Here is a 13,960-nt window from a genome sequence, read left to right as displayed (position 1 = left end):
TTGAGCACACAGGGTCCGCGCAGCCCTCGCCCCGGGTCGTGCACCGAACGGCCACAATTATGCAAGCATGCTTGCTTGTTTTCTTCGGCGCTGCCATGCCCGAGGGGAGCGTCCCGTGTCCGATCCGACGAACACGGCCGTCTTCGCGGTGGATGAGAAGCCGCAGATCCAGGTCCTGGAACGGACAGCGCCGGTGCTGCCGATGGTGCCGGGCACCCCTGAACGCCGCAGCTTCGACTACGTCCGGCACGGCACCGTGGACCTGTTCGCCGCACTGAACACCGCCACCGGCAAGGTGATCGGGAAGCTGTCCGCACAGCACCGCGCGGTCAACTTCCGTGACTTCCTCGACGAGATCGACCGCCAGACCGATCCCGGCCTGGCGGTCCACGTGATCTGCGACAACCTCTCCGCCCACAAGGCGCCGGTGGTGCACAAGTGGCTGCTTGCGCATCCCCGCTTCCGCCTGCACTTCACCCCGACCTACTCGTCCTGGATCAACCAGGTCGAACGGTGGTTCGCCGAGCTGGAACGACACTGCCTCACACGCGGGGTGTTCTGCTCACTCGACGACCTCAAGACCGCACTCGAAGAGTGGATCAAGACCTGGAACGAACAGGCTCGGCCCTTCAAGTGGACCAAGGCCGCCGACCAGATCCTCGACCGCATCTGCCGCCACTGCGACAGGTTCCCCGGACCGGGACACTAGGTTCTGTCTCAAAGCGGCCACGCCGCTAGGAGAACCGTGACCAAACCGCTTAGCCAGCAGACGTTCCAACGGCTCGCCTTCGTCCGCTTCCTTCACACGCAGGGCGTCGCCCAGAGCGCGCAACCCGAGCGGATGTCGGCCGCCGCCATCAGCTGCGCGTCGACCTGAAGCATCACGGGAACATCCCGTCCTCGCATGCCATCGCCCAGTCCAAGGCCGATGCTTCTGCGTGAAGCACGCACACATTTCGAGGCTGATCGCGTCATCTTTGCCATGGCTGGACTCGCACTGGCCTTCGAAGAGCTTCTGGCGCACTACATGTCTCGGAAGAAGGGGTGGCCGCTCGGCGCGGGCCGAGCGCGCACCTCGGCCCGCCTGGCGGAGGGCTGTCTGGGGTCCGGGGTTCCCCCGGGATCGGGTAGGAGCGGAGTAGGTGAGAAAACCCGCCTCGGCGTGCCGGATCCGCGTACCGGCTGGCGCCGGGCGCGCCCTGGGCTCGCCCGGCCGCGGGCCAGGGGCGGAGCTGTCCGGGGGCCTGGCGTCCCCGGTTTTGGGAAGGCACCGCCTCGGCGTGGCGGATCGCGCCGGGGCAAGCCGTGCCCCGGCGCGATCGGGGGCCGGGGCGCCCCCACGCGGCGGAGCCGCATATCGACAGGTGCCGGGAAAGGGCGGGGTGGGGGCGAGGGCCCGGATGGGTCAGAGGGCCTTGCCCGCGGGCTTGGCCATTCCCCGGACCGTGCGCGAGTCGACGTACTCGCCCATTGCCGTCATCTCCCACTCGCCCGAGAACTGCTTGATCAGTTTCGCCATCATCACGCCCGTCCGCGGCTCGGCGTGCGTGATGTCGAACCGGACCAGCTCCTCGTTCGTCTGGGCGTCGACCAGGCGGCAGTAAGCCTTGGCCACGTCCGTGAACTTCTGGCCGGAGAAGGAGTTGACCGTGAAGACGAGGCCCGTGACCTCCGGGGGGAGGCCGCCCAGGTGGACGGTGATGCTCTCGTCGTCGCCGCCGCCCTCGCCGGTGAGGTTGTCGCCGGAGTGCTGGATGGCGCCGTTCAGGATCGCCAGCTTGCCGAAGAAGCACGCGTCGATCTTCTTGCGGTCCACGCCGAAGGCGATCACGGAGGCGTCGAGGTCGATGTTCGCGCCGCGGAAGGCGGGCTCCCAGCCGAGGCCCATCTTCACCGAGCTGAGCATCGGGCGACCGCCCTTGACCAGGGAGACGGTCTGGTTCTTCTGGAGGCTCACCCGGCCCTTGTCCAGGTTGATCTTCCCGGAGGCGGGAGGGGCGGGCGGCGCACTGGGCATGGGGGGCGGGGCGACGGAGGCCGCCGGGCCGGTGGGCGGGGGCGCCTGGGTGACCGGGGGCGCGGGCGGGGCGGACGGGGCGGCCGGTGCGGACGCGGGGGCGGCGGCGGGCGCGGCGGGCTCCTCGACCGACACGCCGAAGTCGGTCGCGATGCCCGCCAGCCCGTTGGCGTAGCCCTGCCCGACCGCGCGCACCTTCCAGGCGCCGCCGCGCCGGTACACCTCGACGACCACGAGCGCGGTCTCGTTGCCCAGCTGCGGCGGCGTGAACGTGGCGATCACGGCGCCGTCGTCCGCCCCGCGCACGGTCGCGGTCGGCTCGGTGCCCGCGAAGGTCGCACCGGGGGCGTCCAGGCTGGCGGTCACCACGATCTTGTCGATGTCGGGGGGAACGGCGGCGGTGTCGACGGTGATCGCGTCGGCACCGCCTCCGGCCCCGGAGCGGTGGCTCACGCCGGGGCCGGTGGGCTGGTTGTAGAACACGAAGTCGTCGTCGGAGCGCACCTTGCCGTCGGCGGTGAGCAGCAGGCCCGACACGTCGAGCCGCACGGGCGCGCTGACGTCCACCGCCACGCGCGCGACGGTGAGCGGGAGGTTCGAGCCGGGAGTCATAGCGGTCATGTCCGGGGTAACGAACGTCCCCGCTTTACGGTTCCTTGACCTGGTGCGGTGTCCCGTGCGGGTTGCCGTGTCCCGTGCGGGTGCGTGGTGGGTGCGCGGTTGCTGGGGTGGTGGGTTGCGGGTGCGTGGCCTCCGGGGCAGGGCCCTGGACCGTATATTTACGGCGCCGCTGCCGTGGAACGTGGGGTGGGCCGGAAGTCCACGGCGCCACAAATACACGGCAGCGTCCAGGACCCCACCCCTGCACCCCCGCCCCCTCCCGCATCGTCGGCGACCACCGGACCGGTGGCCCCGGGTCTCCGTCCGGCCCGGGGCAGCCCGGTGGATTGGCGCCGGGTGGGGGTGGGTGTGCCCCCGCTCCCGTCGCGCTGTCGGGCGGCTGCCTGGTGCTGGTCCCGGGCTCCGGTCTGGTGCGGGTCCGGCCCGGTGGTCGGGTGGGTGTGGCCCCGCTCCCCTCGTGCCGTCAGGCGGCCGCCTGACGTTGGCCCCGGGCCTCGGCCGCGCGGTGGCTACCGGGGTGGGCGGGCCGGGCTGGCGGGGGCCGGGGTGTCCCCGGTATCGGGAAGGGGCGGGGTGGGGGAGAGGCCCCCGGGACGGCGATTCGCCGCCGCCACGCCCAGCACGCACACCGCCATCCCCACCACCGCCAGCACCCCCGGTGCCTCGCCGAACATCGCGTACGCCCACACCGAAGTCGTCGGCGGCGTCAGATAGATGAGCGCGGAGGTGCGGGTGACGCCGCCGCGGCGCACGCTGAGCCAGTAGAAGCCGTAGCCGCCGACCGTGGAGAGCACGACGGTCCAGCCCACGGCGAACCAGAAGCCGCCGCCGGACGGGGGCGTCGCGTGGCCACCCGCGGGGGCGACCCCGGCGAAGAGCACGGCGCTGGTGAGGCAGTGCAGCGGTATCGCGTCCACGGGCGCGAGCGGCGCCCGCGCCCGCCGTTCCAGGAAGCTGGCCGCCAGCAGGGCGGCCATGGCCGCGAAGGGAAGGCCGTACGCCCAGGGCGTCACGGCCGACGTCCCGTACAGGTCGCCCTGTACGACGAGGGCGACACCGCCCAGCCCGATCGCGAGCCCCGCCCACTGCCGGGCGCTCACCGTCTCGCCGAGCAGCCGCCCGGCCAGGGCGCCCGCGGCCAGGGGCTGCAGCGCGGCGATCAGCGCGGCGGTCCCGGACGGTACGCCGAGCCCGACCGCCCACACGATCCCGCCCAGGTAGCCGCCCTGGGAGAGCGCGCCGATGGCGGACTGTTCGGCCACCGCGCGGAGGGAAAGCCGACGCCGCCGGAAGAGCAGCCAGCCGCCGCCCAGCAGCAGCGCCGCCGCGATGAAGCGCCACATCAGCAGGGTGTCGGCGGGGGCCTCGCGGGTGCCGAGGTCGGCGCCGATGAAGCCGGAACTCCACATCACGACGAGGCCGACGGACGTGATCGCGCTGACGGGCATGAAGAGCCTCCACGGGCTACTGGGTATACCGGTCTGTTTAGTCACTCACGTACTAGACTAAACAGATCGGTATACCCGTCAAGCCACGTCGGGAGGATCACGCCCATGGATACGCTCACCCCCGCCGCTCGCCGCGTCCTCGACGCCGCCGCCGAGCTGTTCTACGGGCAGGGGATCAACGCCGTCGGCGTGGACCTGATCGCCCGGCACGCCGGAGTCACCAAGAAGACGCTCTACGAACGCTTCGGCAGCAAGGAAGCGCTGGTCGCCGCGTATCTGCGCGAGCGCGACGAGCGGTGGCGGGCCTGGCTGACGGCCGAGGTCGACGCGTCGCCCCGGCAGGACCCGCCGCACCGCGTCCTCGCCACGTTCGACGCCCTCGGCGTCTGGATGCGCCGCGAGAACCCGCGCGGCTGCGGCTTCGTCAACGCCGCCGCCGAGCTGCCGGAGAGCGGGCATCCGGCCCGTCAGGCGATCAGCGACCAGAAGCGGTGGCTGCGGGGCTATCTGCGCGGCCTGGCCGAGGACGCGGGCGCGGCCGACCCCGACGCCCTCGCCGACGAACTGCTGCTGCTCCACGAGGGCGCGACCGTGCTGAACGGCCTGGCGGCCGTCCCCGACCCGGTCGGGACGGCACGGCGGATGGCGCTAGGGGCCCTGGAGCGGGCCGGGGTCGCGCCTAAGCTGGCGCGGTGACTGATGAGCAGGAGCCGGTGCGGCCGTCGGGAGTGTGGGCCACGGCGGTGGGGGTGGCCAGGGTGCGGGCGCTGGAGACCGAGCGGGAGAACGCGCTGTTCCGCGACCCACTGGCACAGGCATTCGCCACCGCCGGTGGCCTGTGGCCCTCCTCGCCGCCGCTGCCCGACGACGAGGCCGCGCGACGCCGTCGGCTGGCCGTGGCGTTCTCCATCGTCATCAGGACGAAGTTCCTCGACGACCTGTTGCGGCAGGCGTCCGCGTCCGGGGTCCGGCAGGTCGTGCTGCTCGGCGCCGGGATGGACAGCCGGGCGTTCCGGATGGACTGGCCCGAGGGCACCCGGCTGTTCGAGGTCGACACCGCCGCGCCACTGGACTTCAAGGCTTCGGTGCTGCGCCAGGAGCGGGCCGTCGCGCGCTGTGAGCGGATCACCGTCGCGGCGGATCTGCGTGAGGACTGGCCGGGCGCGCTGGCCGCCGCGGGGCACGACCCGGCCGTGCCGACCGCGTGGATCGCCGAAGGACTGCTGATCTATCTGCCCCAGGACGCGGTGGAGCTGCTGCTGGCCCGGATCAGTACGCAGTCGGCGGCAGGCAGCCGGATGGGGCTGACCTTGGGCTCGCGCGGCGTGATCGAGCGTTTCGGCGCGGACGCCGCGCCGGGATCGGCGGCTTCCCTGTGGGTCTCGGAGATGCCCGACGACCCGGTGGGCTGGCTGGCCGGGCACGGCTGGGAGGCCGACAGCCACACCCTGCGCGAGCGCGCCGCCGCCTACGGCCGTCCGATCAGCACCCCGCCACGGCGCGAGGAGCGGCCCGGCGGACTGATCTCGGCGGTCCGCCGGTAGCGCGCCTCCCGGTTCCCTGGATGATCGATTTGACCGACACGGGGCTCAGCTGGGGCGGGGATGTCGTGGGCGGGCGTGCCGCCCTCAGACCCTCTGGGCGACCGTGAGCACGATCTTGCCCTGGATGTGACCCCGGGCGGCCCGTTCGTGGGCCGCCTGGGCCTCCGCGAGCGGGTACGTGCTGTCTATCGCGACGCGCACCGTGCCCGCGTCGAGCAGGCGCGCCAGTTCGGCGAGCTGCGGGCCGTGCGAGCGGACCTGGGTGCCCGTGACGGTGACGCCCAGCTTCGCGGTCTCCTCGTCGTCGAATTCGCCGAAGAATACGGGGAACAGGGCGCCGCCGCGCCGCAGCGTGCGCAGGAAGCGGCTGCTCTCGGGGCCGCCGACGGCGTCGAGGACGAGGTCGACGCCGCGTACGAGCTCCTCGGGGCGGCTCTTGGTGTAGTCGATGAACTGGTCGGCGCCCAGCTCGCGCAGGAACGGTTCGTGCTTGCCCGACGCCACCGCGATGACCCGGGCGCCCTTCCACTTCGCCAGTTGCAGCGCGAAGTGCCCCACGCCGCCCGCCGCGCCGTTGATGAGGACCGTCGTGTCGGCGTCGAGCGGCACCGGGCGGTGCCGTGCCGCCTGGAAGGGGGACGGGTGGTCGTGGCCCAGCTCGATCAGGAACTGCCACGCCGTCAGCAAGGCCATGGGCGCCCCGGCGGCGGGTACGTGGCCGATGCCGGCCGGCTTGTGGGCGAGGTGCGACGCGGGCGCGGTCACGTACTCGGCGTACGCGTGGCCGTCGAAGCTGGGGAAGCGCAGCATGCCGAAGACCTCGTCGCCGACGGAGAGACCGTCCACGTCGGCGGCGACGGCCTCGACGACGCCCGACACGTCCGTCCCCGGAATCACGGGCAGCTCGAACTTCGGCCTCGTCTCCGGAGGCAGGTTGGTCAGCCCGTCGCGCAGGTACCAGTCGGGGGGATTGACGCCGACCGCGTGTACGCGCACGAGCACCTCACCCGGCCCCGGCTCGGGGATCGGCACCTCGTCGTAACGCAGCACCTCGGGGCCGCCGTGCTCATGCACCCGGACCGCCTTCATCATGCGTGTCGGCATCGTCTTCTCCTGTCCCCATCAGGGGGATACGCTTAACGGATCAGTGATCCGAATTATGTGGACCACTGATCCGGATAGTCAAGAGGGGCATATGCGGGCCGACGCCAGGAAGAACCGTGACCACCTGCTCGCCGTCGCGGGCGCCGTCATCACCGAGCAGGGTGTGGACGCCTCGCTGCGCGACATCGCGCGCAAGGCCGAGGTGGGGCTCGCCACGCTGCTCCGGCACTTCCCGACGCGCGAGGCGCTGCTCGAAGCGCTGCTCCGCACGAGCTTCGACGAGCTGAAGACAAAGGCGGACGCCGCCGAAACGGCCGGCTCGGCCGATGAGGCGCTGGTGTCGTGGCTGCGCGACTTCGTCGCATGCGCCCGGGACTACCGCGGCGTCGTGGCGTCGATGGTGGCCGCCATCGAGGACGAGGAGTCCGCGCTGCACGCCTCGTGCGTCGCGATGAAAGCGTCCGGCACGCGGCTCCTCGTCCGCGCCCAGGCCGAGGGCACGGCGCGCACCGACATCGACGGCGCCGACCTGTTCGCGCTGGGCGGGTCGCTCGCGTGGCTCGGCGACCAACCCTCGCTCATGCCGCGCGCCGATCACCTCTTCGATGTCATCGTGAGCGCGATTCTCAAACTCTGACGATCGGGGGAGCGGCGATAGGTCAGGCGGGCGCGGCCAGGGCTTGGGTTACGGCCGCGATGCCCGGCGTGGGGCTGCCGGGCAGCCGCGCCACGAGCACGCGGCGGACCTCGGGCGGCACGCCCTCGACGTGCAGCAGCCGCACGCCGGGCGGCAGCACCGCCGCCATGCGGGAGGGGACGGTCGTCACCCCGAAACCGCCCGCGACCAGCTGCAGTTTCGTCAGCCAGTCGCGTGCGGTGTGGACGACGCGCGGCCGTCCGGGCAGGCCGGGCCAGACGCCGAGCAGCGGTTCCAGCCGCGAGGAGGACGGGGCGGCGATCCAGGGGGCGTCGACGAGTTCGTCCACGGGTACGGAGGTACGCCCCGCGAACGCGCCCGCCGCCGCCACCCCCACCAGCAGCTCCGTGTCCTCGACCGTGTCCAGGTGCAGCCGGGGCGACTCGCCGTCCGCGGGCCGGTGCGGCGGGCGGGAGGTCAGTACGGCGAGGTCGATCGAGCCCGCCCGCAGGGCCCGGATCAGGGCGGGCGTGGTGCCCTCGCGCGTGGTGACCGTGACCTGCGGGCTGGCCGCCGCGAGCCGCGTGAGCGCGGCGGGCAGGAGCACCGCCCCGGCGGTCATGAACGCCCCGACCCGCACCAGTTCGCTCCGCGGGGCGGAGCCGGTGAGGTCGCGTTCGGCCGCCGCGACGGAGTCCAGGATCGTACGTGCGTGCCGCAGCAGGCTCAGTCCGTCGGACGTGAGCCGCACCCCGTCCGGGCGGCGCTCGAACAGCACGGCGCCCGCGCTCCGTTCAAGGGCCGCCGCCTGACGTGAGACCGCCGACTGCGTGTAGCCGAGCCGGGAGGCCGCCGCGGTGAAGCTCCCCGACTCGGCGACCTGCCGTAGAACCCGTAGAGCCGTACTGGAGAAGTCCATGCGTCCTACGCATACCACGGATGCCAGATCATCGCTTGGCGCATGCCCTCCGCGCTCCTAGCCTCAGAGAGAAAGATCAAGGAGGTCGGCAGATGCAGGCAGCGGTTCTGACGGAGTTCGGTGCCCCGCTCACGGTGCGGGAGATACCCGATCCCGAGGCGGGCGGCGGCGAGGTGGTGGTCGAGGTCCTGGCGACGAACGTCCCGCCGTACGCCGATGAGGTCTTCAGCGGCAAGCGGAACTACCCGCTCGTACCCCCCGTGGTTCCCGGCCCCGGCGGCGTGGGGCGGGTCGTCCGCGTCGGCCCCGACGCCACCCGGCTGCGCGTCGGCGACCTGGTGTGGTGCGACAGCACGGTCCGTGCCCGCGACGACGCGCTGACCCCCGACATCACGCTCCTGGGCTGGAGCTCCCGCGGCGACGGCGGCGCCAGGCTCGCCCGGCACCTGCACGACGGGTCCTTCGCCGAACTCATGCGGCTTCCGACGGAGAACGTCCACCCCCTGCCCGCGGAAGCGGGGCACGACGTGGCGCGCTGGTCCTCGCTCAACGCGTACGTCATTCCCTACGGCGGACTGCTCGCGGGCCGACTCGAAGCGGGCGAGACGCTGCTCGTCAGCGGGGCCACCGGAAACCTCGGCAGCGCCGCCGTCGCCACCGCACTGGCCATGGGCGCGGGCCGGGTGGTCGCGCCGGGCCGCGACCACGCCGCGCTCGGCCTGCTCGCCGACCGGTTCGGCCCGCGCGTGCGGCCCGTCGAACTGACCGGCGACGAGGCCGCCGACCGCGCGGCGATGTCCGCCGCGGCCGGGGGCCCGATCGACATGGTGCTCGACCTGCTCCCGCCCGCCGCGCCCAGCTCGGTGGCGCGCGCGGCGGCCATGACCGTCCGCGAGTACGGCCGCGTCGTCCTCATGGGCGGCGTCGGCATGCTCGGCGGTGCGGACCTCGCGCTTCCCTACCCGTGGATCATGCGCAACTCCGTCACCGTGCGCGGGCAGTGGATGTACCCGCGCTCCGCGAACGTCGGCATGATCCGGCTCCTCGCGTCGGGCGCGCTCGCTCTCGGCCCCGAACGGGTCCGGACCTTCCCGCTCGCCGCCGTCAACGAGGCCGTCGAGTACGCCGCCGCGCACGGCGGGCCGTTCGACCGCACCGTCCTCACCCCGCCCGCCGGCTGAGTGGAAACGCCGTGAGGTGACGCCCTTATGCCCGGCCCCGGGACTGGCGGGCTCGCATGTTGAGGTGTCGCGTATTCCTCGTTGAGGCCGTACCTGGTGTCACCGTGTGTGGTCGCCGGAGGTGTATCGGCTCCAGATTCCTCATCGACGATCAGGCGCTCGCAGAACGCGCGGCTGCTCGCGCGGAGCGGCATCTCCACCCCGATGCTCCTGACGTTTCAAGATCATCACATTGCCGGACATGTCTGTGCCCGTCACAGCGTCATCCACCGGACGGGTGCAGGGCTCGACGTGCCGCGAGTCGCACTGACACAGATCGTCAACTGATTGATCCTCACGGGTCTGGCCGCTGTCCCGGTCCTGCGTAAGGGTTCCAAGAAGGCGGCAGTGCGGCATTCGCGCACTAGATCTGTTGCCGCCGAGTGTTCAGGCACATTCACGAGAGAAGGAAGTACACCCCCTATGCGCGCCCTTGTGGTCGATCACAGTGACGCCGGACCCATCCGGTTCGCCGATGTCGATGAGCCCGTACCGTCCACCGGCGAGGCGTTGGTGGAGATACGACACATCGGTCTCAACTTCGGAGAGCTGAATTACGTGCACCAGTGGCCAGCCGGCGCTGTGCACGGTCACGACGCGGCCGGCGTCGTGGTGCGCGCCGCATCCGACGGCTCGGGGCCGCCCGAAGGTACGCGCGTCGCAGTGGGAATGGCTCCCCACGCGTGGGCGGAGCGGGCGGCAGTCAGCCCCGCCTCGCTCGGCACCGTCCCCGAGGGCGTGGACCTGGCCGACGCCGCCGCGCTGGGGATCGCCGGAGTCACCGCATTCCGGGTGCTGCGCAAGCGTTCCCTGCTGGCGCGCAATGTGCTGGTCACCGGCGCCAGCGGGGGCGTGGGGCACTTCGCCGTCCAGCTGGCGGCGCTGGCGGGCGCCCGGGTGACGGCGCTCGTCGGTTCGCCGGAGCGGGCCGCCGGGCTCCGTGAACTCGGCGCCGACAGGGTCCTGACCGACCTGGCCGAGACCGGGGACCGGTTCGACCTCGTCCTGGACACGGTCGGCGGGCCGCTGGTGGCCCAGGCGTGGAGTTCCCTCGCCGAGGGCGGCACCCTCCACCTGGTCGGTTACTCCTCGGGGCAGGACACCACGTTCCCGTCAGGGGCCTTGTTCGGCTTCGGTGAGCCCCGCGGCATCGCCACCTACGGCGACATGACGCCGACCAGCGGGGAACTGACGGACCTGCTGGGCCTCATGGCCGCCGGGAGGCTCTCGGCACCGGTCGGACTGCGAGGCGACTGGCAGGACGTGGGCGACGCCGTCCAGGCGCTGTTCGCGCGGAAGGTGCGCGGAAAGGTCGTTCTTGACGTGGCCTGAAGCTGTGGACGAGGACACATGCGCCTCGCCCGCCGGTGGGCGGTTCGCGGCGGTGGACGAGAATGGACCCATGGATGTGCTGGCGGAGGTCTTGCGTGTTTCGGGTGCGCGTGGGGCGCTCGGGGTCGTGCTGAAGGCCGGAGGAACCTGGGGCCTGTGGCTGGACTCCTATCCAGGAGCGGCACTGCACGTGGTGTCCCGCGGCACCGTGTGGCTCCATGTCACGGGCGAGAAACCTCTTCAGATGCGGGCCGGAGACGCCGTCCTGGTGCCGCCGGGCACCGCACACGGGATAGCCGGCGACGCCGGGGTGACGATGGGTTCCTGCGACCGTGATGCGGCGGCCCGGGCTTTTGGCGATGGCCGGGCCATGCGGCTGGGCTCGGCGCCGGTGCAGACGGAAGTGATCGTCCTGCACTACGAGCAGGACCCGGAGGTGCGCACACCGGTGCTTACCTCCCTCGCCGGGCCGATGCACGTCACAGCCCGCCAGAACGCGCAGCTCAGAAGGACCGTCGACCTTCTCACTGCTGAGCTCGCACAGCCGCAGATCGGCACCACCGCCGCCATCAACAGCATCGTCGACCTTCTGCTCGTCCAGTTCGTACGCGCCTGGCTGGCCCGCCACCCGCAGGAGCAGTCCGGCTCATGGCTGGGAGCGATGCGTGATCCGGTCGTGCGCGACGCTCTGGCATGTGTCCACGCCCAACCGGAACACCCGTGGACCACGGAGACGCTGGCCGCCGCGACGAGCGTCTCCCGGGCGACGCTGTCCAGGCGTTTCCGGTCCGCCCTCGGACAGACGCCGGGCGCGTACGTGACGCAGTGGCGCATCGACCTGGCGTCCGTCCGGCTCCGCGATACCGATGAGCCGGTCGAGTCGATCTCCGGCGCGGTCGGATACGGCTCTCCACACGCTTTCAGCCGTGCCTTCAGACGTGCCCGAGGCACGGCCCCGGGCGAGTACCGTTCTCTACTTCGCAAGTGATCCGGCCTCGGACTGGTGGGTTCGCATGTTGAGGTGTCGCGTATTCCTCGGTGAGGCCGGTCTTGACGTCACCGTGTGTGGTCGCCGGGGCCTGGAGGGCAAGTTGGCGGATCGCCGAGGTCCTGCCGCGCTGCGGCGGGACGCCGATCTTCCGCAGGTGGACTTGGAGGCTGACCGGGTTCATCGGCTGACCGAGTTCATCGGCTGTCCAGGCTGGCGGCCGGGGAAGAGCCACTGTGAGCTTCTGCTGCTGGCGTAGGGCAGGTGCCGGCAAGAGCGGATGCAGGCCCGCATGAGGTCAGCGACGGGCTCCGGCAGCGGGGACGGCGGATCTCCCGGCCGGACGGCGATGGTGGCCCCGTCGCACCTGGCCCGCCAGGCTCAGAACGGGTCCGTCGGCGTGCTGGCTCCACTGCTCGCGCAGGCCCAGCAAGGGCACCTAGTGGTCCCCGTACCGCTTTCAGCCGCCCGTTGGGCTGCACCTCGAAGCTGGGCTTCTCCCACGCCTTGCCGTCCAACAGCCTCGGGCGGGAGGTCCGCGTACGGCAAGGTCATCCCCGAGCGCCAGCGACTGTTCCGTTGTTCCCCGGGGCCGACGCCCAGGGCTACGGTCCGGCTGCCCGCCAACCGGCGGAGCCTGCCGGTCCGCTCCGGCATGGCGCCCGGCCGGGCCGGGCGTGGGTGCGGGTTTTCCGCGCTCCTGGACAGGAGGCGAAGCCCGCTGCCGAACTGCCGGGATACCTGACAGCGCCGGATTCGCCACAAAACCTTGCGCGCCGGAGTGAGGCGCTTGCGGGGCAGATCGCCGGGTAGGCGCTTGCTACGCCGTCGATGCGCACACCGCGCCAAAGGAGAAAATGTCTATGCCGCAAGTCGAACCGACCACCAGGAATCCGGACAAAGGCTATGTGGCTCTTCTCGGCTGGAGCCTCAATGCGGTGGAAGCCCTCGATCGGTTCGACCGGCGATATGTCGTCGTGGCGCCGGAGTGGGCCGAGGAATACTGCATCGACCACGACATCCCCTACCTGCCGTGGAATTTCGAGCGGCTCAACGACCGCTCCCTGGAGATCGCCGAGACTCTTCGGGACGAGGGTGTCGACGTCGCGATCCCGCTGTTCGAGGAAACGGTCGAATGGGCAGGGGCGATCAACTCCGTTCTGCTGGACAACCCGCGGCTGTACGGTCAGGCCATGCTGCTGCGGGACAAGGCGCTGATGAAGCGGCGTGCGCAACTCGGCGGCATCCGGGTCGGAATATTCGAGGAAGCCCACGACCGGGACGACGTGATCCGCTTCCTCAAGCGCGTCAACCAGACCCTGCTCAAACTGGACGGTGACCCGAACGACCCGATCCATCTCAAGGCGTTCGACAAGGCGGGATGCCTCGGGCACCGCGTCATCCGCACTCCGGACGAGGTCGACACGATTCCGGACGAGGAGTTCCCGGTTCTCATGGAATCCCACCTCGACGGCTGGGAGTTCGCGGTCGAGGCGTGGGTGCACAACGGGAAGATCAAATTCCTCAACATCTCCGAATACGTCACCCTGGGTTATTCGGTGTTCGTACCGGCGACCCCGGAGCTGGAGCGGTACCGCCCGCAGATCACGGCGCAGATCGAGAAGCTCATCAAGACGTTCGACATCGAGTTCGGCTTCGTGCACCCAGAGTATTTCGTCACAAGCGACGGCGAGATGTATTTCGGCGAGGTAGCCTATCGGCCGCCGGGCTTCAAGGTGTTCGAGCTGCTGGAACGGGCATACGGGTTCAACGCCTACCATGGGCTGGTCCTGGCCTTCGATCCGAAGACGACCGAGGAGGAGATCGACGCCTTCTTCCCGCGTGAGGTGGTCGATGCCTCCGGGGTCGCCGGCTGCTTCGGTGTCTACCCGCGCCGCCGTGTGGTCAGCGACCTGCAGATCCCGGAGGAGACCGAGGACGACGACTACTACGAGTCGCACGACCTCTCGACGCCGCTTGAGGAGACTGTCACCAAGAGGACCGCGTTCGGCACCCACTGGGGCCTGGTGTACTTCTTCGGTGAGGACCCCTACCGGATGCGCGACCTGTTGAAGAAGCAGGAAGAGCTCGACTTCTACGTCTGACGACCCCGTGGACGCAGGAGACCTA

13 protein-coding genes are annotated in these 13,960 nt (G+C 71.1%); 9 read left to right on the top strand and 4 right to left on the bottom strand.

Going from position 1 to position 13,960, the window contains the following annotated elements; genetic code table 11:
* Window positions 1-115 precede the first annotated feature (115 nt).
* Window positions 116-709, top strand: coding sequence for an IS630 family transposase (locus ACZ59A_RS00720; protein ID WP_470951762.1), 594 nt, complete (start codon window positions 116-118; stop codon window positions 707-709).
* A gap of 36 nt (window positions 710-745) precedes the next feature.
* Entirely contained in the window at window positions 746-877 is a 132-nt protein-coding gene (locus tag ACZ59A_RS00715) for a hypothetical protein (RefSeq protein WP_470951759.1), read from the top strand.
* A gap of 528 nt (window positions 878-1,405) precedes the next feature.
* Here the strand turns inward: ACZ59A_RS00715 and ACZ59A_RS00710 are convergent.
* Both ACZ59A_RS00710 and ACZ59A_RS00705 read right to left on the bottom strand, forming a co-directional pair.
* Window positions 1,406-2,629, bottom strand: a complete 1,224-nt coding sequence (locus ACZ59A_RS00710) for a TerD family protein (RefSeq protein WP_470954542.1) — start codon at window positions 2,627-2,629, stop codon at window positions 1,406-1,408.
* Between the two features lie 518 nt (window positions 2,630-3,147).
* Window positions 3,148-4,086, bottom strand: a complete 939-nt coding sequence (locus tag ACZ59A_RS00705; RefSeq protein ID WP_470951756.1) for a DMT family transporter — start codon at window positions 4,084-4,086, stop codon at window positions 3,148-3,150.
* A 105-nt stretch (window positions 4,087-4,191) separates the two neighbouring features.
* Here ACZ59A_RS00705 and ACZ59A_RS00700 point away from each other — a divergent pair, with 105 nt between their 5' ends.
* Together ACZ59A_RS00700 and ACZ59A_RS00695 are read left to right on the top strand one after the other, a co-directional pair.
* Window positions 4,192-4,782: a TetR/AcrR family transcriptional regulator gene (locus tag ACZ59A_RS00700; protein ID WP_470951753.1), complete on the top strand. Its 591-nt coding sequence runs from the start codon at window positions 4,192-4,194 to the stop codon at window positions 4,780-4,782.
* Window positions 4,783-4,814: 32 nt separating this feature from the next.
* Window positions 4,815-5,630 carry a class I SAM-dependent methyltransferase gene (locus ACZ59A_RS00695; protein WP_470954539.1) on the top strand — a complete coding sequence of 272 codons (816 nt, stop codon included), beginning with the start codon at window positions 4,815-4,817 and terminating at the stop codon, window positions 5,628-5,630.
* Between the two features lie 84 nt (window positions 5,631-5,714).
* On the opposite strand, the gene ACZ59A_RS00690 is transcribed toward ACZ59A_RS00695, so the two are convergent.
* On the bottom strand, window positions 5,715-6,734 hold the full coding sequence (locus ACZ59A_RS00690) for an NADP-dependent oxidoreductase (protein ID WP_470951750.1): 1,020 nt from the start codon (window positions 6,732-6,734) through the stop codon (window positions 5,715-5,717).
* Window positions 6,735-6,825: 91 nt separating this feature from the next.
* On the opposite strand from ACZ59A_RS00690, the gene ACZ59A_RS00685 reads away from it, so the two are divergent.
* On the top strand, window positions 6,826-7,371 hold the full coding sequence (locus tag ACZ59A_RS00685) for a TetR/AcrR family transcriptional regulator (RefSeq protein ID WP_470951747.1): 546 nt from the start codon (window positions 6,826-6,828) through the stop codon (window positions 7,369-7,371).
* Window positions 7,372-7,393: 22 nt separating this feature from the next.
* On the opposite strand, the gene ACZ59A_RS00680 is transcribed toward ACZ59A_RS00685, so the two are convergent.
* Window positions 7,394-8,290, bottom strand: a complete 897-nt coding sequence (locus ACZ59A_RS00680; RefSeq protein WP_470951745.1) for a LysR family transcriptional regulator — start codon at window positions 8,288-8,290, stop codon at window positions 7,394-7,396.
* Window positions 8,291-8,382: 92 nt separating this feature from the next.
* Here ACZ59A_RS00680 and ACZ59A_RS00675 point away from each other — a divergent pair, with 92 nt between their 5' ends.
* The 4 genes from ACZ59A_RS00675 (at window position 8,383) to ACZ59A_RS00660 (ending at window position 13,935) form a co-directional block, all read left to right on the top strand.
* On the top strand, window positions 8,383-9,471 hold the full coding sequence (locus ACZ59A_RS00675) for an alcohol dehydrogenase catalytic domain-containing protein (RefSeq protein WP_470951742.1): 1,089 nt from the start codon (window positions 8,383-8,385) through the stop codon (window positions 9,469-9,471).
* Between the two features lie 462 nt (window positions 9,472-9,933).
* The gene (locus tag ACZ59A_RS00670; protein WP_470951739.1) at window positions 9,934-10,842 is read left to right on the top strand and encodes a zinc-binding dehydrogenase; all 909 of its coding nucleotides are present in this window, start codon (window positions 9,934-9,936) and stop codon (window positions 10,840-10,842) included.
* A 70-nt stretch (window positions 10,843-10,912) separates the two neighbouring features.
* Window positions 10,913-11,830, top strand: coding sequence for an AraC family transcriptional regulator (locus ACZ59A_RS00665; protein ID WP_470951736.1), 918 nt, complete (start codon window positions 10,913-10,915; stop codon window positions 11,828-11,830).
* Between the two features lie 863 nt (window positions 11,831-12,693).
* Complete coding sequence (locus ACZ59A_RS00660) at window positions 12,694-13,935, top strand: ATP-grasp domain-containing protein (RefSeq protein WP_468041957.1); 1,242 nt, start codon at window positions 12,694-12,696, stop codon at window positions 13,933-13,935.
* Window positions 13,936-13,960 lie beyond the last annotated feature (25 nt).

This window comes from Streptomyces sp. NPDC040405 (genome assembly GCF_055595765.1).
This window is presented reverse-complemented; position numbering and strand designations above follow the sequence as displayed.

Excerpts from the sequence above, each read along its gene's own strand:
- ACZ59A_RS00700 (WP_470951753.1), top strand. The coding sequence starts at position 4,192 with ATGGATACGCTCACCCCCGCCGCTCGCCGCGTCCTCGACGCCGCCGCC.
- ACZ59A_RS00665 (WP_470951736.1), top strand. The coding sequence starts at position 10,913 with ATGGATGTGCTGGCGGAGGTCTTGCGTGTTTCGGGTGCGCGTGGGGCG.
- ACZ59A_RS00670 (WP_470951739.1), top strand. The coding sequence starts at position 9,934 with ATGCGCGCCCTTGTGGTCGATCACAGTGACGCCGGACCCATCCGGTTC.
- ACZ59A_RS00685 (WP_470951747.1), top strand. The coding sequence starts at position 6,826 with ATGCGGGCCGACGCCAGGAAGAACCGTGACCACCTGCTCGCCGTCGCG.
- ACZ59A_RS00705 (WP_470951756.1), bottom strand. The coding sequence starts at position 4,086 with ATGCCCGTCAGCGCGATCACGTCCGTCGGCCTCGTCGTGATGTGGAGT.
- ACZ59A_RS00680 (WP_470951745.1), bottom strand. The coding sequence starts at position 8,290 with ATGGACTTCTCCAGTACGGCTCTACGGGTTCTACGGCAGGTCGCCGAG.
- ACZ59A_RS00675 (WP_470951742.1), top strand. The coding sequence starts at position 8,383 with ATGCAGGCAGCGGTTCTGACGGAGTTCGGTGCCCCGCTCACGGTGCGG.
- ACZ59A_RS00690 (WP_470951750.1), bottom strand. The coding sequence starts at position 6,734 with ATGCCGACACGCATGATGAAGGCGGTCCGGGTGCATGAGCACGGCGGC.
- ACZ59A_RS00710 (WP_470954542.1), bottom strand. The coding sequence starts at position 2,629 with ATGACTCCCGGCTCGAACCTCCCGCTCACCGTCGCGCGCGTGGCGGTG.
- ACZ59A_RS00660 (WP_468041957.1), top strand. The coding sequence starts at position 12,694 with ATGCCGCAAGTCGAACCGACCACCAGGAATCCGGACAAAGGCTATGTG.